Below are 25,835 nucleotides of genomic sequence, written 5' to 3'. Positions count from 1 at the left end.
TGGTGGGCATGAGTAGGATCGCCGTAGTTCCCGGTTCGTTTGACCCCGTCACCCTCGGGCACCTCGACGTGATCCGTCGGGCCGCGCAGGTGTTCGACGAAGTCCACGTCCTCGTCGTCCATAACCCCGATAAGCAGGCACTGCTCCCGATTTCCGAGCGGATGACCCTGCTCCAGAAGTCAATCGCGGAAGCCGAGCTCCCGAAAAACATCGTCGTGGCGTCCTGGTCGATGGGGCTCCTCGTGGATTACTGCCTCGAAGTCGGTGCGACGGTGCTCGTCAAGGGCATTCGCTCGCAGATCGATGTTGCCTACGAAACGCCGATGGTCATCATGAACCGAAGCCTGGCCAATGTCGAAACCGTGTTCTTCCTCACGGATCCGATGCACGCCCACGTTTCGAGCTCGCTGGTGCGCCAGGTGGCTGACCTCGGCGGCGACGTTTCTCCGTATGTTCCGCCGGTGGTTGCCGAGTTCCTCAGCACGGTCGGCTAGAGCCCAGCTGAATCGGTTAGGCTAATGCGGTGAAACAGACCGTGTACCAAGAAAATATTCGCGACCTGAAACATCGCCCCGGCGAGATGCGCGAACGGGAGCGAGAGATCGTCGTCCCGGACCAGCTGGGCGAGGGTCTTATCCATGTGCCCGCGGGGGAGCAGCTCTTCCTTGATGTGCGGCTCGAATCCGTGCACGAGGGAATTCTGGCGACCGTATCCGTGGAAACCACGGCTCACGGGGAATGCGGTCGGTGCCTTGAAGCCATTCAACGGCCTGTCGAACTCGAATTTCACGAGCTTTTCCCCTACGATAGACAGGAAGCCGATGAGTATGGGGTTCAGGATGACTCTGTCGATCTTGAATCCCCGCTCCGTGACGCGGTAGTCCTAGCACTGCCGTTCCAGCCGGTTTGCCGTCCGGATTGTCCGGGACTTGACCCGGTAACGGGTGAAAAGCGGCAAGACGGTGCGGCAGAAGAATCGCTGGGTGAGGTTGATCCCCGCTGGGCGGCGCTTACTGCGTTTACGGCTTCCACAGACAGCGGTACGGGCGACGCGCCCAATGCCGGATAGTACGAGAGAAAAGAGATAGTCATGGCTGTTCCCAAGCGGAGAATGTCGCGTTCAAACACCCACTCCCGCCGCTCGCAGTGGAAGGCCGAGGCTCCCAAGCTGGTCAAGACCGTCGAGAACGGCAAGACCGTTTACAGCCTCCCCCACCGCGCACGCGTGGTCGAGGACTCTGCCGGCACCCCGCTCTTCATGGAGTACAAGGGCCGCAAGGTCGCAGACGTTTAATCCTGTGAGCCGGGAAGAGAACCACACCCCCCGGAACGCAGAAACCAATCAGCCGTTGGACGCGCACAAACGCGCTGCCAACGGCTTTTTGGATCGTTTCGGCATTGCACTTGCCCCAGAAGACCTGAAGCTTGCGTTGACGCACCGCTCCTACGCCTATGAGCACGGGGGGATTGCGCACAACGAGCGGCTCGAGTTTCTGGGGGACGCCATCCTGGGCCAGGCCGTCACCGTGAAGCTGTTCCTCGACTACCCGAAGCTGAGCGAGGGGGAACTCGCGAAGCGACGCTCCAGCCTGGTCTCAGCGGTGGCGCTCGCGGAGATCGCCCGGGGGATTGGCCTGGGCGAGCATCTGTTGCTTGGACGAGGAGAGGAGCTCACCGGGGGGCGCGAGAAGGAGTCCATTCTCGCGGACACCATGGAGGCCATCATCGGGCAGGTTTTCCTGTCTGCGGGCCCGGAGCAGGCAACGGCTTTCGTTCGGGAGCTCATCGAGCCGCTGTTGGAGGACCCCGACCGCTTCACGGTGTCGCTGGACCCGAAGACCTCGCTGCAGGAGCTCGCGTCGGAGCACGGATTCGCCCAGCCCGCCTACGAGGTCATCGGTTCCGGCCCGGATCACGACCGGACCTTCGCGGCCACGGTTCATCTCGGGCGGGCGACCGGCACGGGCGCTGGCAAAAGCAAGAAGGCCGCCGAGGTGGCCGCCGCTCGCGATGCCGTCGCCAAGTTCCAAGCCAGTCGCAAGCAGACTCGATAACCGTGCCGGAGCTTCCCGAGGTCGAGGTGGTCCGTGCCGGACTCGCACCGGCGTTGATCGGGTCTGTCGTGCAGGCCGTCGAGGTCTTCGACCGTCGCGCCCTGAAGCGGCATCCGGCCGAGCGTGGGGGCTTTGAAAACGCGCTGCGCGGGGTGAGCTTTGCCACGCCGCAGCGGCGCGGGAAGTTCTTGTGGCTGCCACTCCTCGAGGGGGAGGACGCGCTCCTCGCGCACTTGGGGATGAGCGGACAGATGCTCCTGCGCACGGGGGACGCGCCCGAGGATCGTTTCGTGCGGGTGCGCATCTGGTTGGAGAACCCCGAGCATGGGGAGCTCCGCCTCGACTTCGCTGATCAGCGACTCTTCGGCTCCCTGGCACTCGACCGACTGGTCCCCACGCACGATGGCCTTTCCGGCGGCTTTGGTGCCGCGGACGCCAGGGTGCCGAGCCAGGCCGCGCACATCGCCCGTGACCCGTTGGATCCCGGCTTTGACGATGAAGTCTTCCTGGCGGCGTTGACGAAGCGGAAGAGCGCCGTCAAGCGTGTCCTGCTGGACCAGGGCGTCGTGAGCGGCATTGGCAATATTTACGCGGATGAGGCGCTCTGGGCCGCCCAGCTTCATCCCGAGCACCCCGCGACTGAGCTGAGCCGGGAGCAGGGCACACGGCTGCTTGAGGAGGTGCGGACCGTCTTCCGCAAGGCGCTCCGTGAGGGCGGGACCAGCTTCGACGCGCAGTATGTGAACGTCAACGGGGAAGCCGGTTATTTTGCGCACTCCCTGAATTCATATGGGCGCACCGGCGAGCCGTGCAATCGCTGCGGCACGGCGATCAAACGAATTCCGTTTGCTGGTAGGTCTTCCCATTTCTGTCCGAGGTGCCAACGCTTGGCCCGTTAGTACTATTTTGGCCTGATCAAGCGACTATTCCAACCTGAGCCTCAGGTAGCTCCACATGTCTCATACGAGCTCTGGGCTCCAGGTTTCCCGGGCTGCGTGACGCTCGCTGGATGGAGGGTCTTGCGCGTGTGACCACGATGTAGCTGGGGGAGAGCACGCCGCGATAGGCGCACCACTGATGCCGCTGCCGGCCAGGGTCTTCGCTGCTGCGATGCTCGTCGTCTTCATGACGATGACACTATTCGGGCGTCGGAGCCCGAGGGTAACTTAGCCTCTGAGAGCCCGACAGAGCGTGTGCTACGGTTGTTTTGCCTCGATCGCATACTGGGTTCTCACTCTTGAGAACACCTCCCAGCGGACGTGATTGATTGGCGTGATCGATGCAGGTGAGTCGATCCGGAGCAGGCTCGGCCAGGGGCTGTTCTGAGAAGAGAAGTGGCAGGCCGCACTGGGGTAACCCGCGGCATATACCGAGGGGTCTCCGCGCCTCTCGGTGAAGCAGAACGGACTAGAACGTGTATCCGCTCGCAAACCACCAACCTTCAAGGAGACAACATGGCCACCACCACCCCGACGCTGGCAACCCGCGACGATGAGACCCGCAACGGCAAGTCAACCGGCACCACCGGCTACGGCGCTCTCGCGCCAGCGGACGCGGCCCGCTATCTCGGTGTCGGATACTCAACGCTCAAGAAGTGGCGCAGCGAGGGAACCGGCCCTCGGTACGCCAAGATCGGCGGTTGTATCCTCTATCGGCCGCGCGACCTGGAAGCTTTCCTCGAAGCGCAGCTAGTCGCATAGCTTTTTTCTGTGCAACTCATTGTGGCAGCCGAATCTTCAGCGAAGCGTTGGAACCGGTCAGACGCGTCCAGTTTGCGTGGACGAGGGTTAGGCGAACCGACGTCGCGTCAACGATCGAATACCCGTCTTGTCCTCATCTCACGCGTCACGAAGGGTTTCGAACTCGAGCACTCTCGCTACTACCTCATCAGACGCCTCCTCCTCTGGCAGGAGAGCCTTTCAAATCTGGGATCCGCCCTGCACGCGATGAGCGCACCCGTCTGATGCTTCTTAGGCCACGCGACTGTACTGCGTAGGACGCGTCGTCGGAAACACAAGATAGACGCGGCCCGTAAGGAAAGCGCCTACCTTGTGTATTACCCACCTGGGGTCGACGAGCGGCGCTGCACGATCGTTGAATGCGTAGGGCTGCGAAGGTTGTGCTTCCTCCTACGAGGGGGTTGATTCGTCGGATAACGTTTGGCGTGTGGTCATCGGATTCCTGCACGCGGTGCCAGCCCTGGTGGTGTGCACGCGAGCCAGTAGGAAGAAAGAGGCTCGCCTGCTGCAGCATCTGGGTGTGCTATTTCCCGCTGATAGGAAGCTAGGCGCTACTGAGACCTCATGTACTTGGGCCGTGCGAATCGCAGATCGGGAACGAGATGCTGTTGATTGTCTCAGGAGTGTGGCACTCGCAGCTGTCGTCTTGTGGCCCGATGTATCCCGTGGCCTCGGCCTCACCAGAACAGTTCTGAAACGCCGTGGCCAACTTGCTCCTCGTCTTCCTCGCGAGGCATCGGTAGACTGAACCTGCCTTCACACCAGAGGGTGAAGTGACGGGCACCGCTTGAGTCCATCGCGGTTCAGGGGGGAAGAGTTTGTCGGAGTACAGCGACTTAGACCATCGGCTTGAGGTCGCTGTCGAATCGAATGAGAAGTACAGGTCGCGCGCCCGTGCTGTGTCTACGTTGTGTGCAGCCGCGGCAGGCGCACTGGCTGCCGGACTGATCCTTGCTCCTGCGGAGGCTATCCCTAAACCGGCGCAAGTTCTTGGGCTGATTGCCATCACCCTCTTGATTGTCGCAACGGGCTTGAGCTTGGCGGCTAGTTCGGCGAGTTCCTATCAATCCGATGGCAAGGCACTGGTTCGGTTTCTGCACTCACTAGAAGCATGGAGAATACGCACTAACCCGCCGAGAGGTCGCACACTTCCTCCAACGTATGAGGAACGCATTGAGGAACTCATCGAGGATGCCGGAGTCATCAAGAAGGGCATAGCTCGGACGCTGAGTTTGGGCCTTTGGTCAGCTTTTTTCGCGGCAACTGTCCTCGTGGCGTCCCTGTTCGTTGCGACTTTCCTAAGCGATTCGAGCAAACTGGTGACCCTCGAGCTTGATGCGCCTCCGGATCTCGCTAGCTGCCCCGGTCTTGGACAGACATTCGCGGGCGAGGTTCGAGACCGCGATAGAACCTCGAGCGTAATGCTGCTGCCGGTGGTTGTTTCAGCTGCGGAGTGCGGAAATACGATTGGGGCTACTCTCTACCTCGATAAGTCCCTCGTGGCGATCGTAGGTTGAGGCTGCCGATGAGTTCTGCCGCCATCGTGATCGAAACTCACTTCCTCGCCCAAGTCGAAGACACGGCTAGATGGGAGGAGCGTTTCGACCTCTTGGTGAACGAACTCGGCGAGGAGTATGGCTCCTACTTTCTATGGTCTGGTGGTAGTGCCACTGCCGATGTGGACATCGTCTTCGTTCTTTATCCTCCTGGTCATCATGAACGTATGGTCACCGACCGAGTCCTCGAGGAATACATATCGAGTCGTGCCGGGCGGTTGACTCATGTGCACGTCATCGTGATTGGCCGAAATCCCAAGAACGTGAAGGTTCGAATCTCTGACGTCGTTGACATCGTGAACGCTCAATGCATCCCGTGCGGGTTGAAAGCGGAGGCGTTTCGGGTGCTGCGTCCTGAAGACCTTGACGACGAGGTGCGGAAGACTCTCGTCAGACTTCATACGCGGCGGCAAGGAGGAACTCCTCCACCTCCAGATGAATTGTCACTCGCAGAGAGCTCAGGTGTGACAAACCCCGGCTATTCTCCCCTCCCTCCCTACGAAAGCAGTGACCTATGAACTTGTCAGACGATTGGGAGGTTGAGTGGCTTGTTGCGGCTCTCGCGCCGTGGACGGTCTCACCGCACCCTAACTTTCGAGGTGACGACATCACTGGAGCCGCGGCACTCGCTCTTGTCACCGAGATGAGAGACCGAAGTGAAGGACACAGTGTCCAGCCGGAAGGGGGCTCGCCCTCGCACTGGATGGACGTGCTCGTCGCCAGCGCTCAGGGGTCGTTGGCAGTCGATACGCAGATAGCGTCGGCGGACAAACTTCTCGAGCTTTCTCGAGCGCAGGATGTGCCTCCAGGGGCTCGCGCAGCGGCCGCTCTATTCGGAAGCGTGGCGCTGTGTGAACTGGAGAGGCACAGCGAAGCAGTGAACGCACTTGACACTCTTCTCGACGAGCTCTGTGCTACCGCTGGCGATCCGTTGCACTACTCGGCAACCCAGCGCCTCATCATTGCCTCCTTGTACATGCAGTTGAGCGCTCGGCTTACTGAGAGCTGCAAGTTCGAAGAGGCGCGGAGTCGTGTCGAGCAGACGCTTGAGTGGCTTCCGACGCTGAAGGATTCGAGCCTGCAAGAGTTTGCAGTCTCAGGCGGGATCAGCTGGGGCGCTTCTACCGTGCAGCGAGATCTGATGCGCTCGGTAAGTAGCCACGCTCTGTCATTGAAATCGTATCTTGAGCAGATCGGAGGCCATACCTGGGTTCGCGTCGTGCGCGGGCGCACGAGCTGGGTCGACATGCGGATGCAGTTCCGCTCTGCTGATCGTGACGAGATCGTACTGAGAGACGCATTCGAGAGACGAGTTGAGGCCGACTCCAACACTCAACACTTTGGAAGAATCGCTGCCGATGGTGCGGGCTATCGATCGCTGACCCTCGCGGAACTCTCAGGACACCTGGGGTTTATGCGTGGCGAGCGCGAGAAACTGGGGAAGGTGCTCATCCTGGAGAGGGGAGACAACCCCGAGCGTGTGCGTGAGGCGGTGCGTCTCCTTCGTCAAGGGCGAGCGACGAAGGCTCTGCAAGCCGCAATTACGTGGATTCGGGCTCAAGGACCATCGATCTCGCTTGTGGAGGACGCTCTGATTGTCACGAGCCGAATCAATAATGCTGGATGGTGCACTGAGCAGGACTTGCTGGTCCTTGAAGGTGCGTCCGACTTCCTTTCTCCCCAGCAGAAGGACGATGCAATATCAGCAACCTTGCTTTTTGCGGAGACACCCCAATTGCAAGGCCACATGAGTTGGAGCTCGTGGGAGCGGATTTGGAAGACGATATCCAGGCTTATTCCCGACAGTAGCCGCCACAACGAGATTGCTTCCCTGGCATATCGTTACATCGAGAAACAAGAATCGCTCAGTCAGCCGATTACGAACACCCTCGCACGCCTCGTCTCCTCTCTGGAATGGGGTGAGGTCGAGTCTGAAGTCTCGGAGCAGTGGTTGAGCTTGGCAGAGGCCACCGAGCGCGATTTCGAGACGAGCGCGCTCCTGGACGCGATCGATGAGAACGTTCGCGGCGTTGTTCAACCGATCCCAGCTGACCTAGGACTCGACCGAGCCGCCCACCTCGCTGACCGGGGGCTACCCGATGAGGAAGATGGGGAGTCGGTTCCTGCGCTGACAAGTTACCTCGGCGCTCTCCTGCGGAAGGAAGTCGAGAACGCATCCAAGGGCATGATGTCAGTAGGCGGCTATCAGACCGCTAATGTCGCCGCGGCTTTCGCACTGCGCTTCCCGAGCGATGAGCTGTGGGAGGAGATCGTGACACACCTCCTGGACAGCAAAGTGGACGCTAGCCTGAAGAACCTCGCGGTCGAGCGCCTCGCAGAGAACGTCACACGGCTACCCTCGGACGTCGCTACAAAGCTGCGTGAGGGTATCCAGCTGCTTATCGCTTCGAAACGCCGAGATGGCATGTTCACACAGTCCGAGTCTTCGGTCTTTGGTGAAGCCATCCGGTTGTCAGCCGCACTTGAGGCGACTTCGAGAAGCGACCTCCTTGAAACAGTGCTCCAGCTCGCCACCGCAGGTGTCAAGGATCGTATCCAGGCCGCCAAGACGATCCCGCTGAGCATCTCTGAATCCGATGCCACCTGGGGACACGTTCTCCTGCTTCAACTCTCACACGACCCAGACCCGTCCGTACGTGCAGTAGCCGGCCACGCGCTGGTCAGATCTCTCGCAACATCGAGCGAACTCATCGACGCTGTCTACTCGCGAATCATCAACCTGCTAAAAAGCGACGGAATCAAGGTTCCCTTGGCTGTGCTCCATGCCGTGCAACGAAGCGCACGATCCCTTCGCAAAGAACTGAAACCCCTGGTCGATCAGATCAACGTTCTAGCTTCTTCTGAAGGGAACTACCTCACCCGAGGTGCCGCCAGAATCTGCCTGGAGATGCTCTCGAACCCGGACCTAGGTATCTGACTTCCGACAAGTCATCTGGATTGGGTAAAAGGGACGTGAGGAACGAATCGGTGACAACTGATCGTTAGTGCTGGGAGACGCTGACGGAGAGGATGTCATCATGCCTGGTCCCTACCCCAGAGAGTTCTGAGAGGATGTCGTCGCGGTCGCTCGTCGCCGTGAGAGCGGCGTGACCATCAAACAGATCGCCACTGATTTCGTTGTCAGCGAGGCAATGTTGTAGAACTGGCTCCGTCAAGCCGACGTCGAGGACAGTAACCGGCCCGGTCAGACCGCCGCGGATATGGCTGAAGCCCGCGAGTTGAAGAAGCGGATCCGGTTGCTCGAGCAGGAGAACGAGGTCCTCAGGCGCGCGGCGGCGTACCGGTCGCAGGGGAACCTGAAACTCTGACATACTCGCTCGTTGCTGAGCTCGCCGAAGGGGGGATTCCCGTGATGGTGTCGTGCCGGGTCCTCAAACTCGCCCGCTAGCCCTACTACCGGTGGCGCAATGATCCGGTCCGAGACTCGGACGTGCTCCGCGCGCATCGCATCAACGCCCTGCATGACGCGCACCTCGATGACCCGACGTTCGGCTACCGATGCCTCGCCGACGAGGCTCGGCGTGCGGGCTGGCGAATGAGTCGGAAGACGGCCTGGGCGCTGTGCTCGCAGGCCGGGATCCTCTCCTCCGTGCAGCGTCGGCGTCGCGGGAAAGGCAAGAAGGTCGACCCTCCGGTGTTCGACGATCACGTGCAGCGGGTGTTCCGCGCGGACGCCTCGAACCGGCGCTGGCTCACGGACATCACGGAACAGTCGACGAGCGAAGGCAAACTCTACTGCTGCGCAGTCGAAGACGTGTTCTTGAACCGCATCGTCGGCTACTCGATCTCGGATCGGATCACCGCGAAGCTCGCTGTCGACGCGATCCGTGACGCGGTTGCGCGCCACGGTGAGGTCGCCGGGTGCATTGTGCATGCCGATAGGGGCAGTCAATTTCGTTCTCGTGCGATGGCGAGCGAGTTGCGCCGTCACGACATAGTCGGATCGATGGGCCGCGTCGGCGCGGCCGGTGACAATGCGGCGATGGAGTCGTTCTGGTCGCTGTTGCAGACGAATGTGATCAACCAGCAGCGATGGGTGATGCGGCAGGAACTGCGCCTGGCGATCGTGGTCTGGATCGAGCGGAAGCACCACCGCCAACGCGCCCAGGACCCGCTCGTCGGGTTGACCCATCGACTTCGAAGCGAAGCTAACCGAGCCGCTCACACTCGCGGCCTAGACCGAACCTGTCACCAGATCGTTCCTCACGCCCCCTATCCTTCATATCCGATGACGTCGCGTCGAACAATCTCGAGCACCTCTGCCGGAACTTCATCGACTGCCAAGCGGTAAACAGCGTTCATCCGCGGGTTGAAGACTCCGACGTGCGTCTGCGTGGCGAACCGGGGGAGTCCGGACTGTTTGCCCATCAGGTAGTACATCATCAGATGCAGCAGGTGGTCCATGCTCGGTTTCGAGGCGGATGCCCTGAAAGACCAAAGGATGTCTCTGGTCAAGAACTCGCCGTCTCCGCTGTCGAACAAGACGTTGTATCCGCCGCGCCCGCGGTCTGCGTGTACCTCGTCGACCTCTTCGTCGTCCTCCTCAACGAAGAAGAAACCGACATCCCAACCCGGTCCGTGATCCTCAAAGAAATCCTGTGACCTCTCGACCATGGTCAGAATGTGAGATGTGGTCGTCTCATCCGGCGCGCGCAAAGTGTTGTCCGAGTTGGACCAAGCGGGGCCCGCGCCTAGCGCGGCATCGTCGGACGCCAACTCACAGGCGATTCGAACGGCATCGTCATCCATGACAAAGGTCGCGCTACCGTCCTCATGTTCCAGCATGTTCAGGTTGAGTGCTGCGTGGGCGGCTTCTTCTTTGGTGGAAGCGTGAGTGCCCGAGTCACGAGGGCTTCGTGCTCCGAGCAGCGACCCGCGGACGGCTTCGCTGGCCAGCCGTACTGGGCTGTCGTCAATGCCGAGGCGGATATCCGCTAACCGGCTGAGGTAGTCGACCGCTATGCCGACGGTGCTGGGGTGCTGGTTCTCGATTTTGTGATCCAGCACTCCGAATCCGTCGTCGAACTGCGTCACTGTCAGCAGCTTCGGGTTCACCAGTCCGCCGCGCGGCTGGCCCACTTCTTTGTTGTACTGCGCGATGCGCTGCGTCGCTGAGGTCAAGAGAACCCCACCTGTTCAGTTGTGGTGCGCCATTCAATGGCCTTAGATCAAGGGTACGTCCTCGGCGATCTCGGTGGCCAGTTACTGTGCGTGACGCGGCACACGAGTTACGACCAGTGTCCGCCTTCAGGGGGATGCGCGGCCATGGGGTGCCTGGTGTAATTGGGACATGGTTTCGATTGTTCGAAAAGGCGAAGCGCGTGAAGGCCGCACTCAGGGTTTACATCGTGCGCTGCTGCTCGTCAATGTCGTTGCGGTCGTCTCTGCTGGTGCTGCCGTTGTCTGGTTCGGGGTTGCCGCTTCGAATGAGTCCGGCGCTCAGATGGTCGCTGCCAGCGCCATGTTCGCAGCGGTTGCTAGCGGGTAGTCAGGCGCTTTCGCGGCCATCAAAGTAAAAAGTAAGGCGGGCGAGGTGGCTCAGGCTCGATGAAGCTCTTGGCGCAGGCGTACTGAAGTGAACGAGTATCCTTTCAAGGCTGTCCTTGATCAGACGGCCAACTCTGTTAGTGGTTTGCCTGAGCTTGGTGAGCTGCGGGTTGCCTCGACCTCTCCGCCGGTCCCGCAGTATTTGGAGCAATCGCCGGACCTGCCGGGCACTACTCGCTACTCAACAGTCGCAAGCAGATCCGCCGGTCGGACTTCCAGTGCGTGCGCCAGCTTCACGATCACGTCGAGTGTAGGGTTTCGACGACCGCGCTCGATCGAGCTGATGTAGGTGCGATCGAGGCCAGCGTGATGTGCGAAGGCTTCTTGTGATGCCCAGCCGTGTTCCTGGCGCAGTCTGCGCAGCTGGTCGCCGAAAGCGATCTGATGCGCAGGGGTATTCATCCTTCAACGATGGAGTTATAGTGACTCATAATCCACGGACTATGAGTCACACTCATTCGTGGTGACGAGAAGTTCTCGACAATGGTGTTGAGAAGGGCGGAGTCAATGGAGCGACCCGACGAACGAATAGACATCCCCGCCGCCGCAGACAAGCTGGGGCGACCTATCCACGCCATCTATCACCTGATCCGGACTGGGCAGCTTCCGTCGGAAAAGGTTCGCGCTCCGGGGCGAGATGGCCGGTACGTGCTCAAGCACATGATCCGTGCTCAAGACCTCGACGCTATCGATGAACGCCGACGACGTGACGCGCATGTTGCCGCGATTCGAGCTGCAGTGACGCCGCTGACCGAGACGCAGATCTGTCGGATTCGGCACGCACTTCTGGGTGGGGGACAGCGATGGTAGAAACGCTCCGAACCTTTCGATTCCTACCTACATTGATGTTGGTTGGACAGGGCTCTTGGTCTTCGGCTCGTTTGGACAGCGCTCGAGCGATCTGAGGCGGAGGAAGATGTCCATGAACCAAGCCGAAAGGGGATCTGGCGGACGCGAGAGCCGACTCGACGTTCGTGCGGCCGCCGAGCGGCACGAGTGCAGTCGCAACACGATCTACAACCTCATCAAAAAGGGAGCGCTGCAGTCCGAGCTGACCGTCGTGGCTGGGCGCGACGGCCGTCACGTAAGGAAACACCTGATCAGGGTGGAGGAATTGGACGCTGTATTCTCTACGGAAGAACAGGACCGCTTCGTCGCGGGGCTCAGGTCAGCAGCACTTCCGTTCACCGAAGACCAAAACGCTCACCTCGCGGTGCTTCTCAATTCAGGTACCCGCCGCTGACTTGGAGAAATTGAGCAGGGTGAATGTCTATTACTGCTGAAGTGGGGTTTTTCAGCCAAAATTTAGAAGCTTATGGCCGTGAGGGGCAATCGTGCAGTCGCTGCGGAAGCCCCATCAAGCGGGCAAAGTTCATGAACCGGTCCTCCCATTTTTGCCCGGTCGGCTAGCGAAAACGCTGACCCTCCTACTCGAGGTTGTAGCGCCGTGAGGGTGGCTCTGACCGCATACAGTTGGGGCTCTGAGGCATGTGAATGCATTTTAGTGTCTGGGAGCTCGATTCCTTCCCATTCACGTTTACCGTCTGTGGGACGCTGAAGCTCGCTCTGTACAGATAGACATCTATTCGATTGGGCGACCAGGTGCTTAGCGCCTGTTTGTGTCATCCGCGCCAGTACCTGACGGCGAGTTCCCTCTGTCAGGAGGCGATCGTGCGCGAGGTGCGATGTTACGCGGGCATCTTTGGCCGTTAGTGCGGTTGCAGCGCCGGTACAGACTCTGGTGGTTGTCGGGCTCGCTGAGACCGTCCTTTGGCGCTGGCACGAGTAGATCGACTTCAAGGAGCAGGTTCGGCTCGACAACGACCGGGGGCCAACACGCGGGATTATGACAGGTGTGGCAGTCGCGATCTTTGATCGACCCGCGCAGGCGAGCTGTCATGAGCGCGCGCTGGATGGCTGCCGACTTCTGTGGAATGCCTAGCTGGCTGTCGATCGATCTCCTTGCCTCAGTTCGACATTATCGCCCTCCACGAAGATCCAGTCCGCCTCGTTGTCGAAACGCTGAGTGTGACAATCCCATGAGCCGTGCATTATGCCGTTCGGTGCATCGAGGGTTAGGTTTTCCGCGATCACATATCCATACCGCTCATGTCCGCGTCCGTAGACCCCGTCGTTACCCTTGGGGTAGTTCTTGAACTTCTGGATGTTGTACTGAGGGTCCAGCAGATGAACGAAGGCTTTTTCGGCATCAGCAACCACGAGTTTGCCATATGCATGCCAGTCGTCGTCTGACAGTTGAGTGGGCACGTCCTCGCTGCCGAGAATGCGGAAAGTGAGCGGGTCGAGTCGGAAGGGGAAGAGAATGAGTTCGTCCGTCACGCGGGAGCCGTCTCGACGCGCATACTCGCTGGACAGGATCCTTTGCCGAGCATGGTGGGCCCCCTTGAATAGCCGATCGAACGTGTCGCCCGACTTTGCGATGCCGACGTACAGCAGCTCGTACCGGGCAAATTCTCTATGGCGTCCCAGCCCCGAGATGCCCGGAAGACATCGCCCGGCATCGTAAAGGAGCTTCTCCGTAGTGAACCACTCAAATGGGGCTTCCAGACGTCCCGCAGTGAAGTCGTCCTCCGTGCCAGCCCAGAACTTCAGTATCTTTGGACCAGCCTCTACGCAGTAGGCTTGAGGCTCCGCTCCGAGTGCCCGCACGGCGAGTTCCATGCCGTCGATGACTACTTCGTCACGGATGACGGTGCCGTCCAGAGTGTGACAAGTGAGTGGCACGACAAGCAGGTTGCCATGCTGTTTCAGACGCGAGTCCTCGAATCGGACCTCGGGGCGCATCGCCAGCATGTAGAAATCGCTGTCCCGAAGCCACGCTTCTGCCGCCTTGTCGTCTTTGAGCCATTCGGCCTCAAAGCTCGAGACAGGTGGAAACACCAAATGGAGACTACTCATCATCGCGTTTGTTATGGCCATGCTGCCAACCTACTACGTGACCAATTCTTGCGAGAGTCATCAGTTTGATGACTAATAATTCCTATGAGCAGCGCCATCGCTCCCAGTAAAAAACGGACACCCTGCTGTGCTGTTCGCGGGACCCGTCACCCGGGATACCGTGGAGCTTGGCGCATACGATCGCAGGCCCGCCTGAGCTGGGAAGTCCTCCGCGTACTTGCGGCAGGAGGGGTCGTACGTCAGTAGCCCCAGCCTTCCCATGGGCCCTCGTGTCGTCGTGAAAACTCGTGCGGACGGAGTCCATCTGAAATAGATTGATGCTGAAATCTTTAGAACGACGTCTGCTGGCCGGTGCTTACGAGTGCGTGTATTGAACTCGCCATCGCTTCTGCTTCCGAGGAACCTAGTGATTCGTTAACATCATCACCATGGCAGTCGCTCCGCAGGTGATCCCGTACGGCTCCGCGCGAGACCTGCCTTCGGTCCAAGAAATGGAACAGCAGCTCGCAGCGTTCAAGCTGTTTGGCATTCTGCTGCCCGAGGAGCAGCGAAAGCGAGTCAGAGAGCTGGAGCGCGAGCACAAACGCATTACGGGGCTCGTTGACGCGTTCTACGCGCTGCTCGGAACACGAAACTGGGTGTTCACCGGGGACTTGAATCTGCCCGCGATTGAGCATGTCGTTGACACCGACGATGCCGAGGCCGCAGAGGCGCGCCTCATCAGCTACTACAAGGAAGACGGTCGGATCACGTTCCCGCTCCGACGGCTGCATCGCTTCAGCGCGATGCGGCTGCGCATCGGCTTGCTTCAGAAGGCTCTCGCGGACTACGAGGCCGGTCGCTACTACAGCACAGTGCTTGTGGTTCTTTCCGTGATGGACGGGTTCGTGAATGATCTCGACACGGCAGCCCGTCAAGGACTCCACACCCGCCCTGCGGAGGACATGGTGGCGTGGGACAGCGTGGCGGGCCACCACCTGGGCCTGAGCCACGCCCACCAGTCGTTCCTCAAAGGCTTCTACAAAACCGACGACACGGAAGTGATCGAGCTGTTCCGCAACGGTATCATGCACGGCACCCTGGTCAACTTCGACAATGAAGTCGTCGCTACCAAAGCATGGAACCGCCTCTTCGCCGTCGCCGACTGGGCTGACTCAAGAGAACGTCAAGCCAAGCCCGCTGAACTAACACCCACATTGCGCGAGTCGTTACGTCAATGGAAGGACACCCAGGACCAAAAAACTCGGATCGATGAATGGCAGCCCTACGAGTACGAGCCCGAGCCCGCTGCTGAGGAACTGTCCGAAGTTGTGCAGACCTCTAGAGAATTTCTAGAGAGCTGGGAGAAGCGACGGTGGGGGCCGGTCGGAGCTAACTTCATGGAACTTGGAAGCGCCCGGTCATCAGTGGGCAAGCTCGCCGTCCTCGCCAAAGACCTGTATGGGGCACTTGAACTATCAGAATGGACAATCCTGCGCGTACGTCACGTTGCTGCGGCAGTTGCGCACACTGACGTCGAGTTGCTTGTGAGCGGCACCATGTATCGCACCGATCTGCGCTGGGTTCGAGTTGATGACAGCGGGAGCACGGCTGCGGAGTGGGAGTCCGGGCATTGGGTGCTCTCCCAGTATGGGCCATCCCTCTTTCTAAAGCCCGAATCTGCTGTAACCGAACTCTAGAGCAATTGGCCGAACGCTAGATTTCGGCATTCAGGTAGCCCTTCTCATGCGCAGCAGTCACCAGCGGAATGACTTCTTCCGGTGAGAGGGACGCGCTGGCGCTCTCGACTATTTCGTTGATTCGGTAGGCGAGCATCATGTTGTTCGGCTCACTGTTTGTCACCCGCTCCGCTAAGAACTCAACGAGCGCCGGCCCGTGAGCGCTGAGAGCGTCGCCGGGAATGTCGACGGCGGAGTTGTCCGCGTCTAATCCCGGTGCGCGGCCGTGAAACGCTGAAATTCCCTCTGGCACGCGTGACCCGAGCAACGGAACTAGATCAGCCCATGCAGCCAATTCCGCAGCCTCGGGTTCTCGAGGCACGCCGTTCAAGCGGTCTTCCAGATGTGCTCGCAGCCAGGTGTCCCAAGCTGCCTCTCCGTCCTCCACACCCGACGTCAAGTCTCGGCCGACCTCCTCGGCAAAGCTAGATGCATGAGCGCCGTTCTCAGCGGTGACGCTCTTAATGCACAGTTGTCTGCGCTCCAATTTTGAGATTCCTGCGTACGCGGCGATAGAAGCAGCCAGGGAAAGAAATCGCCGAACCAGAGATTCGTCATCGAGGTCGGACAGCCGTTCCCACATACCCAACAGTGCGGCGAACATGCCGTTCCTCAGCATCCGGTCGTTGACGCGCGCACCGTAGAGGTATGCCTTCCAGACTCCGACCCCCGCGGTCGAATCGGTGAACAGTGGGATGACGTTCTCTGTGGTGAAAACTTCGTCAGCGGCGAAAAGAAAGAAGAGCTGACCGGCGATAGCAGGGGCGGTCGCTGCCGACAGATTTGCGCGTGTGAGCAGTGTAATAAGCGCGGTGCTTTCGTCACCGTTCATACCAACCCAACCGTCGCGATCACTGCGCCATCGCCGGTCGATCTCGGTCAGCCAATACATGGTGAGCTCACCTGGCCAGGAATTCAAAGCGAGCATAGGCCCGTCGTATCCGACGGGGAGCTCGACCTCGTCGTCTTCGTTCTTCGCGAGCAGATCCCGTGCAAGTGTACGCAGGCGGTCCGCGGATGTCGATGCGCCAGAATCGACGATCTGACGGATCTGACCGAGTAAGAACTGCGCCACTGCCCGTCGAGAGCCACCGAGTATCGAGTCGTGGGAGAGTGCATTCATGACGCTCACTCTCATCGCCTCGTCCATGACTGCTTCGGCCCAGCCGGAAACAAGCTCGTTCCGAATCTGCTCTTGCTTTTCCTCGTCGAGCGAATGCAATTGCTCCAGGATCTGAAGACCGGACGCTGCGTCTTCACGCGCCACACGACTGAACAGATTGAGAGCGTCGTCCCAGGTGGGCTCATTGAAGTTGCGCTCGGAGTAGTCCCGAGCCAACACCGAGGTCAGCGCGACATCGGCCCCGTCTTTTTCGACCATCCCGATGAAATCCTCGGGTTCCATGGGGAGCACTCCGCCCCACGTTCCAGTGCTGATCGTGAAGTCCTGGTCGGGCTCATCGCGCTCGGCAAAGTAGGAATACTCGGCACGGATCGCCGCGATTTCGGCTGCCGCCTCCGCCCATTCCGGTGCTGCACGCGTGAGCCAGATCAAAACGTTGAACTTGCTGTAGGCGATGTGCCGCTCGACGTCCTCGACACCCGTGGGAAACTGTGGTCCGCGACGCACTTCGTCGAGCACTGCCGCACGCTGCACAGCGCCTGCTACCGCGATATTTTCGGCGAGGATTCGGAAAACCTCGTGCTTTACGCCGCTGAGGAAAACAGTTTGTCGGGCCGTCAGCCAAGCAATCTTGTCGTCTGCGGAGCGGTGAGGGTCCTCTGCGATGAGATGAAGCGCCAGCCTGCGGAACAGGACGCGCTCGAATAGCCACCACCGATCAGGCAGATCGGGCATGTCATGGATAAGACCCTCCCCGACAAGCCGAAGCCCGTCGATCACGGAGTCGATGTGATTGATCTGACGCGAGGGCTGTTCCTCGATTCTGCTTCTGCTGAAACGGAAGCTGGCGTGTTCTGTGGCTCCGTTGTAAGCCGCGATAAGGTCGTATGCGCTGTGGAGCGCCTCTTCGAAGAAGCTGAGGGTTCGAGCGTCATCAAGGGTTACGGCTATCGCGTGCTCGGTCACGATCTTGTGTAGATCCCGCGGTTTGACCGTCCATTCGAGGTCGGCGCTCGGCGGAGAGTTCCTTTCGTCATCCTGTAGCCAGCCCCGTTTCAGCGCCAGGTAGGGGCGCAGCAGGGACCGGACGACAGCACGAGTGTTCGAAATCCCCCCGCGCCCGAAGCGAAGCGCGGGACCCGGATCTCCTGGGGCTGTATGTCCTTCGATGGAGGTCATCAAGAGCACGCGCCATCGTGCGGCCCTGGTTGGATCGACTCGGAAGAGCGCTTCGGTCGCGAGCGCTACGGAGAGGAGGAGATTGTCAGAGAATCGTCGTCCGAGGCGCTGCACCGTGTGGAGTGCGAGATCGCTCGTCTCGGGATTCTCGATGAATGTTGCGTACCACTGGGCAAGGATGCTGCCCGGAGTCGAGGCCGATCCGCCGTGGAAGAGACTCTTGAAGACATCTGTATCTTCGAGCCAACGCAACCAGCGATGCTCGGTTGCACTCGCGGCAAAGCGACGGGCCCCTTCCTCGGTCTCGATCTGCGAGATCAGGTAGTCGCGCTCGGGTAGAGGGAGGGTCGTCGACTCGCCCTCGATGATCTCCCGGACTCGAGCATCGTGCTCGAGCGCTCCCATCGTGGCGCGCTTGGCCCACGTGGTCAGAGCGTCTTCGAGGTTGCCGTGGTCGTATTCTCCGCGAAGCGTGTAAGAGAGGGGAGTGATTTCAAGGTGCTTCCACTTCGGATCGCTTCCGTCATTGGTGAACGCATATCGGCGGGTGTTGGACGGAAGCCCGAGCGCGAGGTACCGCATGATGGTGTCCTCGTGACTGTATCCGACGAAAACCACCGTGCGCTTATCGAACATCGGCAACAGGAATCGCGTGGCCCAGGCCTCTGTGATGTAGGCGCGGCCGAAGTCACGGTCCGTGACAATGAGCTCCTCCGGTGGGCGACGGACGGACCCGTGCAAGTACACGAGCCCTGCATAGTCTGAACCGATGGGTAGCGCGGGACTGTGCCAGATATCATCCGGGCTGACGCCGGCGTCTGTAGCAGCACTTTCGAGATGCAAATCAAAGTTTGTTGTGACGATCCGAAACATCCCACTTGTCGCAGCGAGTTGCACGATGGCCGTGTGGATCGGGTTGTATTTCGCTGATCCACCTGCGATTTCGTCACGAACATGGCGGTGAGTATCGAAACCCGCGGGCAAAGACCCGAGGAAGAAGTCGAGTCCACCATCGTCGGAGAAGGTCTCCCCAGCCTTCTCTGCCATGATTTCCGCCAGGCGTTTGAAGGACGGTAGTTTCGAAGGTTCGCCCATGGACGCCCCGGCTCCAACAAAAAGCACCAAGTCGCCATTTGCGTGCGCGTCCAGGACAGGCTGCGGGATTTCAACGTCCCCAGTGATCCACATGTACACCCTCTCCTGCGACTTGCTGACCCAAGTAGGGTTCGAACTCCTCAAGCCTAGCTATGGGCCCTCCATCCTCATCTTGCAACGCGAACGATGCATGCGGGTTGGGAAGGTCGGGGCGACCAATGTCGACGAACGTCCATGCGCCCAAGTACTCCCGTTTCAGTATCTACGCGATGACGATCGAGGCGTACTTGCACCACATCTCCGGAATTGCGTCTTCATGTTCCTGTTCGGTTCCGCCTCGATGGTGCGGATCGCTGCACGCACACGGTGTACGAGGTCCTCGAGCTCAGGGAATGCTGGGCACTACTCGCTACTCAACAGTGCGTGGCGACGACCAGTTCTCGACAACGGTGTTGAGAAGGGCGGAGTCAATGGAAGAACCCGACGAACGAATCGACATCACCGCCGCCGCAGAGAAACTGGGGCGACCCGTCTATGCCGTCTATCACCTGATTCGAACGGGGCAGCTACCTTCAGAGAAGCTTCGGGCTCTCGGGCGCGATGGCCGGTATGTGCTCAAGCACATGATCCGTGTTCAGGATCTTGACGCGATCGATCAACGCCGGCGACATGAAGAGCATGTTGCCGCGATTCGAGCTGCCGCGACACCGCTCACCGAGACTCAGATCTATTGGATTCGGCACGCACTCGAGTTCGGAGGGCCGCCGCGTTAGCCCCTCGAGGGTGGACAGGCCGGCGGCTGTTCTCGCCTCCAGGGGTGGTCGCTTTCGCGCGACGTTTGTGCTCGGCTCCAACGATCAGGGTCGGGCTACGTAGTTGAGTGCACGGCGCGAAAGTGCTATTGAGCCGGATCTCTAGTTGTGAGGAAGGACGGTGCCGGATCGGGGCGGAAGGGTGCGCGCGGCGCGCTGTGTCAGGGCGAGTGGGTGGATGCCTCGGTTGGCCTTGGTTTCCGCATCCGACCCGCTTAGCGGTAGCCGCCAATATCAGTCAACGTCTCATAGTGCGGTAAAGGCTCATATTCCGTTGATGGTGTACCCAGCGGATTGAAAGTTCGTTGACACGCGTACCTCGTCGTCGACGGTTGGACAACTGGCCTTATCCGGATTGGTCTTTTGTAGCTCTCGCCGCGTAATGACGGCAGTTTCCTACATGCATTCATGTTGGTTGGACAGGGCGTGTGTCTCCTGCGATCGGTTGGACACGTACTCGAGCCGTTTTGCGTCCCTGAGGGCCCCCGCCGAGGCTCAGAGCGCTTCATCCCACACTTTCTGGCCTTGAGGACGAAAAGCTTAGGATTGACAAATTTACCATCTGACCGGGATGTTTACTGGTTATGCTGTCGAACAGTACTCATTAATGACAGTCAATGTGTCTTATTGCGGGAGTGGGGATACTTCGCGCACCATCTGAACGCATACGGCAAAAATGGCGACGAATGCGCTCGCTGCGGGTCGACCCTGGTGCGGGAGTCATTCATGAACCGCGGCTCGCACTTTTGCCCGACGTGCCAGTCCCGCGAAGTCTTTGCGCGCGCGAGGCACTCGGCAGAGTGAATGCCCTGCGGGCACGCAGGAGAGGGAAGCAGTGAAGGATCTGCGCTGGCTGACCGCGTCCGATGCAGACGTCTTGGCTGCCTCGGCACAGCTCCGTCGCCGCCACCGTCGGCGGTGGATGCCCGGAAAACGCCGAGTCTTGATCTCGGTCAACCTGAGTCTGATGCTTTGGGTGCTCTGCCTCGGGGTCAAGGTGATTTCAGTGCGGGTCAACGAGACGCAGTCGAGACAGCTGACGGCCAGCGATGTCCGGGATCTCGTGGTGCTCGGGGTGGTCGTTTTGGTGTGGATCTTGGGAACGGGATGGGTGCGGCGTCGCGACCCCGCGCAGCTTGGGCGTGCGAGCCTCGCCAGGGAGTGGCGGGAAGCGCTCACCGCACATGAGAACGGCTTCGAGGCGCTGCCCTCGCGCGGCGCGCTTTCCCTCGTTGATGACGGGTGGCTCCGGGACTGTGGTGCAACCCGGTTTCGCGGGCCCCGGGGTGGAATTTGGGGTGCTCCGGCCCCGAGGACGGCGACAGGACCTGACGTGGACCTACGTCGCTGCGCGGCTCGATGCCGCGCTTCCGCACGTATTTCTGGAGTCGTCTGCTGCTGCCCTCCGCTCAGCTGGGATTCCGGTTCGGATGTTCGACCGGCAGCGGCTTGATCTTGAGGGAGACTTCGGAGCCTTTTCGGGTCTTTGTGCCGAGCGGTTATGCGCGTGACGCCCTCTTCTTCCTGACCCCCGACGTGATGGCGGCCTGCGTCGACCACGCGGCGGACTTCTCGATCGAGATTGTCGACGACGTCGCGGTGTTCTTCCGTCCGGGTGCGGCGGACTTCTCCGAGCCGGACACCTGGCGGTTGATCGAGGGGGTGCTGCTGCACCCGGCGCGCTTGCTGCGTCGTGCCGGAGGGCGCTACCGGGACGAGCGAATGCTTGCGGGGCACGCGGAACCCGCACCTGCGAGGGCGGCTCCCGTGGGGAAGCGCCTCAGGCTGAGCGACGGACGTCGGGGCGTCCGGTCCGTCCTCGGCCAGGTCGGTGCGGTCCTGGCGGTGATCGCGTGTTCCGTGATCCCCGGAGTCATTCTGTTCGCCGGGGTCATGTCGCTGATTGGCGCTGGTCAACGCGTCGCTTCCCGCTCTGCGATGCGCCCGAAAACGAGGCCGGGGCGTGACAGGCGCGGAAACTGGATCGTCGACGGACGGAGGCAACATTCGACCCCGAAGGCTCATATATTTCTAAAGAGTAGAAATAGGCCGTTTTTTCAGTCCCGGAATGTGCCTTTTGGGTCTTGCAGGGGGTGCAGAGTGAGAAGTAACCCAGCAACGGTCACAACGCTCGTGACCCGGCCACCCCTCAGAAGGAGTCACCATGACTGCATACCAAGACGACATCAAAGCCGTGGAGGCGCTTAAGGCCCAGCACGGGTCGAGCTGGGAGCGAATCAACCCGGAGTACGTCGCCCGGATGCGCGCTCAGAACCGCTTCAAGACGGGCCTCGAAATCGCCCAGTACACCGCGGACATCATGCGCCGCGACATGGACGAGTACGACGCCGACTCCTCGGTCTACACCCAGTCGCTCGGCGTCTGGCACGGCTTCATCGGTCAGCAGAAGCTGATCTCGATCAAGAAGCACCTCAAGACCACCAACAAGCGCTACCTCTACCTCTCCGGCTGGATGGTCGCTGCTCTGCGCTCGGAGTTCGGCCCGCTGCCCGACCAGTCCATGCACGAGAAGACCTCCGTGCCGGACCTCATCGAGGAGCTCTACACCTTCCTGCGCCAGGCTGACGCCCGCGAGCTCGACCTGCTCTTCACCCAGCTGGACGAGGCCCGCCTGGCCGGCGACGAGACCGCCGTTGAGTTTGTCCAGTCCCAGATCGACAACTACGAGACCCACGTTGTCCCGATCATCGCGGACATCGACGCCGGCTTCGGAAACCCCGAGGCGACCTACCTGCTCGCGAAGAAGATGATCGAGGCCGGTGCCTGCGCGCTCCAGATCGAGAACCAGGTGTCCGAGGAGAAGCAGTGCGGTCACCAGGACGGCAAGGTCACGGTCCCGCACGAGGACTTCCTCGCGAAGATCCAGGCCGTCCGCTACGCCTTCCTGGAGCTCGGCATCGAGAACGGCGTGATCGTTTCCCGCACCGACTCGCTCGGGGCCGGCCTCACGCAGAAGCTCGCGGTGACGCACACCCCGGGCGACCTGGGCGACCAGTACAACTCCTTCCTCGACGTCGAGGAAATCTCCGAGGACCAGCTCGGCAACGGCGACGTGGTCATCAAGCGTGATGGCAAGCTGCTCCGCCCGAAGCGCCTCGCGAGCAACCTCTTCCAGTTCCGCGAGGGCACCGGCGAGGACCGCTGCGTGCTCGACAGCATCACGTCGCTGCAGAACGGCGCCGACCTGCTCTGGATCGAGACCGAGAAGCCCCACATCGAGCAGATCGCGGGCATGGTTGACCGGATCCGCGAGGTCATCCCGAACGCGAAGCTCGTCTACAACAACAGCCCGTCGTTCAACTGGACCCTCAACTTCCGCCAGCAGGCCTTCGACAAGCTCGCCGCGGAGGGCACGGATGTCTCGGCGTACCAGCGCGACAACCTGATGAGCGTGGAGTACGACGCGACCGAGCTGGCTCAGCTCGCCGACGAGATGATCCGCACCTTCCAGCGCGACGGTTCGGAGCGGGCGGGGATCTTCCACCACCTGATCACCCTGCCGACGTACCACACGGCCGCGCTGTCGACCGACAACCTGGCCAAGGGGTACTTCGGCGACGAGGGCATGCTGACCTACGTCCGCGACGTGCAGCGCCGGGAAATCCGCGAGGGCATCGCCACGGTGAAGCACCAGAACATGGCTGGCAGCGACATCGGCGACAACCACAAGGAGTACTTCGCCGGTGACGCCGCGCTGAAGGCCGGTGGCAAGGACAACACGATGAACCAGTTCGGCTAATCCCGAATGACACTGCGGGGCCCGGCAACAGCCGGGCCCCGCAGTCGTGTGTCCGGGGTCAGTCCCAGACGAGGAACACGATGCGTTCGTGCCCGTGCAGGGGCGGCACCTCGCAGAGGTCCTCGAGCGCGGATTCGTCGGACTCCGCGATCCCGAGGCTGCCCAGCGCGGCGGTGTCGAGCCGGCGCTCCAGCTCCGCCGCGGGAGCGGTGGTCGCGAGCACAATCGACTCCGCCCGGACGACCCCGTCAGGCCGGTCGAGCTCGCTGTCGGCGTCGGCCTCGACCCGGATCCAGGCGATGTCCGGGGCGCGCTCTGCCTCGGCGAGTCGGCGTTGAAGAACCGCGAGGGGCGGGCGTCCGGAGCCCCAGGCGAGCGGGGCGAGGGAGTCCTCGTGCGGGTTCCCGGCGAAGAACTCCTCGAGGGTGAGGAGGGGGAACCGTTCGCCCCGCACCCGGGCGGCGAGCTCAGCGGCGCTGATCATTCGGGACCCCAGGGGTGATCGCGAGCGGTGGCAGAAAACTGGACATGAGCCCATCGTAGGGTCAGGGGGCGACGCCTCGCGCTCCGGCTTCGCCCCGGCGCAGCGCGACACGGGAACGGCTCACCCCGGGCGGGGCTCGGCCACCACGCCAGCAGCTTGCGGGACCCGAGGACGCTGGCACCGACTGCGGAGGTCGCGGTGCCCGGCAGCGAGTGCTCCTGGACGGGTTTCTCGATCTCTGAGCGGGCGTGTCGCGGCCGAACGGGCCCGTTTCCCTCCCGATCCGGTAGCGTTTTGGCCATGAGGTCCGAGACGGCGCGCGAAGGGGGGCTCCCGTGTACCTAAAAAGCCTCACCCTGCGCGGCTTCAAGTCGTTCGCGCAGGCCACGACCTTCGCCTTTGAGCCCGGGGTGACCGCGGTGGTCGGCCCGAACGGATCCGGGAAATCCAACGTGGTCGACGCCCTTGCCTGGGTGATGGGGGAGCAGGGCGCGAAAACCCTGCGCGGCGGCAAGATGGAGGACGTCATCTTCGCCGGGACGAGTACGCGTGGCCCGCTCGGCCGCGCTGAGGTGCGCCTCACGATCGATAACAGCGACGGTGCGCTCCCGATCGACTACTCCGAGGTCACCATTAGCCGAATCCTGTTTCGGAACGGGAGCAGCGAGTACGCGATCAACGGGGAGGCCTGCCGGCTCCTCGACGTTCAGGAGCTCCTCTCCGACTCCGGTCTCGGCCGCGAGATGCACGTCATTGTCGAGCAGGGGCAGCTCGACGCCGTGCTGCGCGCGACGCCAGAGGACCGGCGCGGCTTTATCGAGGAGGCCGCCGGGATTCTGAAGCACCGCCGCCGCAAGGAGAAGACCCTGCGCAAGCTCGAAGCGATGCAGACGAACCTCACCCGGCTGAACGATCTCGCCGGGGAGATCCGCCGACAGCTGAAGCCGCTCGGCCGGCAGGCCGAGGTGGCCCGTCAAGCGCAGGGCATCGCGGCGACCGCTCGGGACGCCCGGGCCCGCATCCTCGCGGACGATGTGCACCGCCTCCGGACCGAGCTCGGCGTGCTCGGCGCGGGCGATGACGAGCGCCGCAGCGAGCAGATCGTGGTCCAGGAGCAACTGGAGCAAAAACAGTTGCGCATCGAGCGTTTCGAGCAGGAGCAACTGAGCGACGCCGTCAACGAGGCGCGCGCGGTCACCCTTGGCCTGGAATCGGTCGAGGCGCGGCTGCGCGGGCTCTTCGCCCAGGCCAACCAGCGGCTCACGTTCTTGGCGACCCAGACGGACGGTGCGGAGGGCGGGCCCCGGCTGAGCGAGTCGGCGGTATCGGATGCCCGGGCCGAGGTGACCGCCCTGGACGCTACGACCCCGGAAACCGAGCGCGCCCTGGACGAGGCGAGCCGGGGCACCCGTCGCGCCCGGGAAACCCTGGACGCCCTCGATGAGCACATCTCCGCTCAGTCCGCGCTCGTGAGCGCGCACGACCTCGACATCAGCAGCCTGCGGGGCGCCGCCGAGGCGGCTCAGCAGCGCCTGGCGGCGGTGCGCGGCGAACGCCTGCGCCGACAGCACGCCCTGGAACAGGCGGAGGAGCGGGCCGCGAGCGCTGCGGCGGAGCTCAGCGCGCTTCACGCGGAGACGGGGTCTGAGCCGGGGGAGGCGGGCTCGGGCGACGAGAACGACCTGGCCGAGCGCCATGCCGATGCGGCAGCCCGCGCCGACGCGGCAGAAGCCGGGCTCGATGGGCTCCGCACCGCGGTCAACGAGGCGGAACGCGAGCTCGCGGGGCTCGAAGCGCGGCAGAGCGCCCTCGCTCAGGCGCTCGACCG

General features: G+C 61.5%; 21 protein-coding genes and 1 pseudogene. 17 read left to right on the top strand and 5 right to left on the bottom strand.

Going from position 1 to position 25,835, the window contains the following annotated elements; genetic code table 11:
- Positions 1-8 precede the first annotated feature (8 nt).
- From coaD to OOT08_RS01320, 9 genes and pseudogenes are all read left to right on the top strand, one after another.
- Entirely contained in the window at positions 9-494 is a 486-nt protein-coding gene (gene coaD, locus OOT08_RS01360) for a pantetheine-phosphate adenylyltransferase (protein ID WP_325090785.1), read from the top strand.
- An 86-nt stretch (positions 495-580) separates the two neighbouring features.
- A complete protein-coding gene (locus OOT08_RS01355) occupies positions 581-1,069 on the top strand; it encodes a YceD family protein (RefSeq protein WP_442916168.1) in 489 nt (162 codons plus the stop codon).
- A gap of 21 nt (positions 1,070-1,090) precedes the next feature.
- Positions 1,091-1,294: a 50S ribosomal protein L32 gene (rpmF, locus tag OOT08_RS01350; protein ID WP_325090783.1), complete on the top strand. Its 204-nt coding sequence runs from the start codon at positions 1,091-1,093 to the stop codon at positions 1,292-1,294.
- A 55-nt stretch (positions 1,295-1,349) separates the two neighbouring features.
- On the top strand, positions 1,350-2,054 hold the full coding sequence (gene rnc / locus OOT08_RS01345; protein WP_325090782.1) for a ribonuclease III: 705 nt from the start codon (positions 1,350-1,352) through the stop codon (positions 2,052-2,054).
- A 2-nt stretch (positions 2,055-2,056) separates the two neighbouring features.
- Complete coding sequence (mutM, locus tag OOT08_RS01340; RefSeq protein ID WP_325090781.1) at positions 2,057-2,953, top strand: bifunctional DNA-formamidopyrimidine glycosylase/DNA-(apurinic or apyrimidinic site) lyase; 897 nt, start codon at positions 2,057-2,059, stop codon at positions 2,951-2,953.
- 555 nt (positions 2,954-3,508) lie between these two features.
- The gene (locus OOT08_RS01335; protein ID WP_325090780.1) at positions 3,509-3,754 is read left to right on the top strand and encodes a helix-turn-helix domain-containing protein; all 246 of its coding nucleotides are present in this window, start codon (positions 3,509-3,511) and stop codon (positions 3,752-3,754) included.
- 1,564 nt (positions 3,755-5,318) lie between these two features.
- Entirely contained in the window at positions 5,319-5,867 is a 549-nt protein-coding gene (locus OOT08_RS01330) for a hypothetical protein (protein ID WP_325090779.1), read from the top strand.
- Entirely contained in the window at positions 5,864-8,287 is a 2,424-nt protein-coding gene (locus tag OOT08_RS01325) for a hypothetical protein (RefSeq protein WP_325090778.1), read from the top strand. The genes OOT08_RS01330 and OOT08_RS01325 overlap by 4 nt, the downstream gene beginning before the upstream one ends.
- 100 nt (positions 8,288-8,387) lie before the next feature.
- Positions 8,388-9,548, top strand: a pseudogene (locus OOT08_RS01320) (IS3 family transposase).
- A 34-nt stretch (positions 9,549-9,582) separates the two neighbouring features.
- Here OOT08_RS01320 and OOT08_RS01315 read toward each other — a convergent pair.
- Complete coding sequence (locus OOT08_RS01315) at positions 9,583-10,491, bottom strand: hypothetical protein (protein ID WP_325090777.1); 909 nt, start codon at positions 10,489-10,491, stop codon at positions 9,583-9,585.
- A 169-nt stretch (positions 10,492-10,660) separates the two neighbouring features.
- Between OOT08_RS01315 and OOT08_RS01310 the strand changes: the two genes are divergently transcribed.
- Positions 10,661-10,858, top strand: a complete 198-nt coding sequence (locus OOT08_RS01310) for a hypothetical protein (RefSeq protein ID WP_325090776.1) — start codon at positions 10,661-10,663, stop codon at positions 10,856-10,858.
- 236 nt (positions 10,859-11,094) lie between these two features.
- On the opposite strand, the gene OOT08_RS01305 is transcribed toward OOT08_RS01310, so the two are convergent.
- Positions 11,095-11,319, bottom strand: coding sequence for a helix-turn-helix domain-containing protein (locus OOT08_RS01305; protein WP_325090775.1), 225 nt, complete (start codon positions 11,317-11,319; stop codon positions 11,095-11,097).
- A 520-nt stretch (positions 11,320-11,839) separates the two neighbouring features.
- Here OOT08_RS01305 and OOT08_RS01300 point away from each other — a divergent pair.
- Together OOT08_RS01300 and OOT08_RS19025 are read left to right on the top strand one after the other, a co-directional pair.
- On the top strand, positions 11,840-12,160 hold the full coding sequence (locus OOT08_RS01300; RefSeq protein WP_325090774.1) for a hypothetical protein: 321 nt from the start codon (positions 11,840-11,842) through the stop codon (positions 12,158-12,160).
- 23 nt (positions 12,161-12,183) lie between these two features.
- Positions 12,184-12,327 carry a zinc finger domain-containing protein gene (locus OOT08_RS19025; protein ID WP_442916146.1) on the top strand — a complete coding sequence of 48 codons (144 nt, stop codon included), beginning with the start codon at positions 12,184-12,186 and terminating at the stop codon, positions 12,325-12,327.
- A gap of 528 nt (positions 12,328-12,855) precedes the next feature.
- Here the strand turns inward: OOT08_RS19025 and OOT08_RS01295 are convergent.
- Complete coding sequence (locus OOT08_RS01295) at positions 12,856-13,857, bottom strand: hypothetical protein (RefSeq protein ID WP_325090773.1); 1,002 nt, start codon at positions 13,855-13,857, stop codon at positions 12,856-12,858.
- 407 nt (positions 13,858-14,264) lie between these two features.
- Here OOT08_RS01295 and OOT08_RS01290 point away from each other — a divergent pair, with 407 nt between their 5' ends.
- Positions 14,265-15,515 carry a hypothetical protein gene (locus OOT08_RS01290; protein WP_325090772.1) on the top strand — a complete coding sequence of 417 codons (1,251 nt, stop codon included), beginning with the start codon at positions 14,265-14,267 and terminating at the stop codon, positions 15,513-15,515.
- A gap of 16 nt (positions 15,516-15,531) precedes the next feature.
- Here the strand turns inward: OOT08_RS01290 and OOT08_RS01285 are convergent, their stop codons facing one another.
- Positions 15,532-19,044, bottom strand: coding sequence for an SIR2 family protein (locus OOT08_RS01285; protein WP_325090771.1), 3,513 nt, complete (start codon positions 19,042-19,044; stop codon positions 15,532-15,534).
- Positions 19,045-19,421: 377 nt separating this feature from the next.
- Between OOT08_RS01285 and OOT08_RS01280 the strand changes: the two genes are divergently transcribed.
- The 3 genes from OOT08_RS01280 to OOT08_RS01270 all read left to right on the top strand — a co-directional run bounded on the left by OOT08_RS01280 (position 19,422) and on the right by OOT08_RS01270 (position 23,523).
- Positions 19,422-19,724 (top strand): hypothetical protein, encoded by a 303-nt coding sequence (locus tag OOT08_RS01280; RefSeq protein WP_325090770.1) that lies wholly within the window; start codon positions 19,422-19,424, stop codon positions 19,722-19,724.
- 447 nt (positions 19,725-20,171) lie between these two features.
- The gene (locus OOT08_RS19010; RefSeq protein ID WP_442916145.1) at positions 20,172-20,567 is read left to right on the top strand and encodes a zinc finger domain-containing protein; all 396 of its coding nucleotides are present in this window, start codon (positions 20,172-20,174) and stop codon (positions 20,565-20,567) included.
- Between the two features lie 1,360 nt (positions 20,568-21,927).
- A complete protein-coding gene (locus OOT08_RS01270; RefSeq protein WP_325090769.1) occupies positions 21,928-23,523 on the top strand; it encodes an isocitrate lyase in 1,596 nt (531 codons plus the stop codon).
- A 58-nt stretch (positions 23,524-23,581) separates the two neighbouring features.
- Here OOT08_RS01270 and OOT08_RS01265 read toward each other — a convergent pair whose 3' ends face one another.
- A complete protein-coding gene (locus OOT08_RS01265) occupies positions 23,582-24,007 on the bottom strand; it encodes a hypothetical protein (protein WP_325090768.1) in 426 nt (141 codons plus the stop codon).
- Positions 24,008-24,342: 335 nt separating this feature from the next.
- On the opposite strand from OOT08_RS01265, the gene OOT08_RS01260 reads away from it, so the two are divergent.
- On the top strand, positions 24,343-25,835 hold a 1,493-nt coding region (locus OOT08_RS01260; RefSeq protein ID WP_325090767.1), incomplete at its 3' end, for a chromosome segregation SMC family protein.

The sequence above is a fragment of the Leucobacter sp. M11 genome, assembly GCF_035726885.1.
GTDB lineage: Bacteria > Actinomycetota > Actinomycetes > Actinomycetales > Microbacteriaceae > JAPFRB01.
This window is presented reverse-complemented; position numbering and strand designations above follow the sequence as displayed.

Bases quoted from the DNA above. Each gene is read 5' to 3' on its own strand.
- OOT08_RS01310 (WP_325090776.1), top strand. From the start codon at position 10,661: ATGGTTTCGATTGTTCGAAAAGGCGAAGCGCGTGAAGGCCGCACTCAG.
- OOT08_RS01285 (WP_325090771.1), bottom strand. From the start codon at position 19,044: ATGTGGATCACTGGGGACGTTGAAATCCCGCAGCCTGTCCTGGACGCG.
- OOT08_RS19025 (WP_442916146.1), top strand. From the start codon at position 12,184: ATGTCTATTACTGCTGAAGTGGGGTTTTTCAGCCAAAATTTAGAAGCT.
- OOT08_RS01265 (WP_325090768.1), bottom strand. From the start codon at position 24,007: ATGATCAGCGCCGCTGAGCTCGCCGCCCGGGTGCGGGGCGAACGGTTC.
- rpmF (WP_325090783.1), top strand. From the start codon at position 1,091: ATGGCTGTTCCCAAGCGGAGAATGTCGCGTTCAAACACCCACTCCCGC.
- coaD (WP_325090785.1), top strand. From the start codon at position 9: ATGAGTAGGATCGCCGTAGTTCCCGGTTCGTTTGACCCCGTCACCCTC.
- OOT08_RS19010 (WP_442916145.1), top strand. From the start codon at position 20,172: ATGTTGGTTGGACAGGGCGTGTGTCTCCTGCGATCGGTTGGACACGTA.
- OOT08_RS01270 (WP_325090769.1), top strand. From the start codon at position 21,928: ATGACTGCATACCAAGACGACATCAAAGCCGTGGAGGCGCTTAAGGCC.
- OOT08_RS01335 (WP_325090780.1), top strand. From the start codon at position 3,509: ATGGCCACCACCACCCCGACGCTGGCAACCCGCGACGATGAGACCCGC.
- OOT08_RS01325 (WP_325090778.1), top strand. From the start codon at position 5,864: ATGAACTTGTCAGACGATTGGGAGGTTGAGTGGCTTGTTGCGGCTCTC.
- OOT08_RS01300 (WP_325090774.1), top strand. From the start codon at position 11,840: ATGAACCAAGCCGAAAGGGGATCTGGCGGACGCGAGAGCCGACTCGAC.
- OOT08_RS01290 (WP_325090772.1), top strand. From the start codon at position 14,265: ATGGCAGTCGCTCCGCAGGTGATCCCGTACGGCTCCGCGCGAGACCTG.
- OOT08_RS01305 (WP_325090775.1), bottom strand. From the start codon at position 11,319: ATGAATACCCCTGCGCATCAGATCGCTTTCGGCGACCAGCTGCGCAGA.
- OOT08_RS01355 (WP_442916168.1), top strand. From the start codon at position 581: ATGCGCGAACGGGAGCGAGAGATCGTCGTCCCGGACCAGCTGGGCGAG.
- OOT08_RS01295 (WP_325090773.1), bottom strand. From the start codon at position 13,857: ATGGCCATAACAAACGCGATGATGAGTAGTCTCCATTTGGTGTTTCCA.
- OOT08_RS01280 (WP_325090770.1), top strand. From the start codon at position 19,422: ATGGAAGAACCCGACGAACGAATCGACATCACCGCCGCCGCAGAGAAA.
- OOT08_RS01330 (WP_325090779.1), top strand. From the start codon at position 5,319: ATGAGTTCTGCCGCCATCGTGATCGAAACTCACTTCCTCGCCCAAGTC.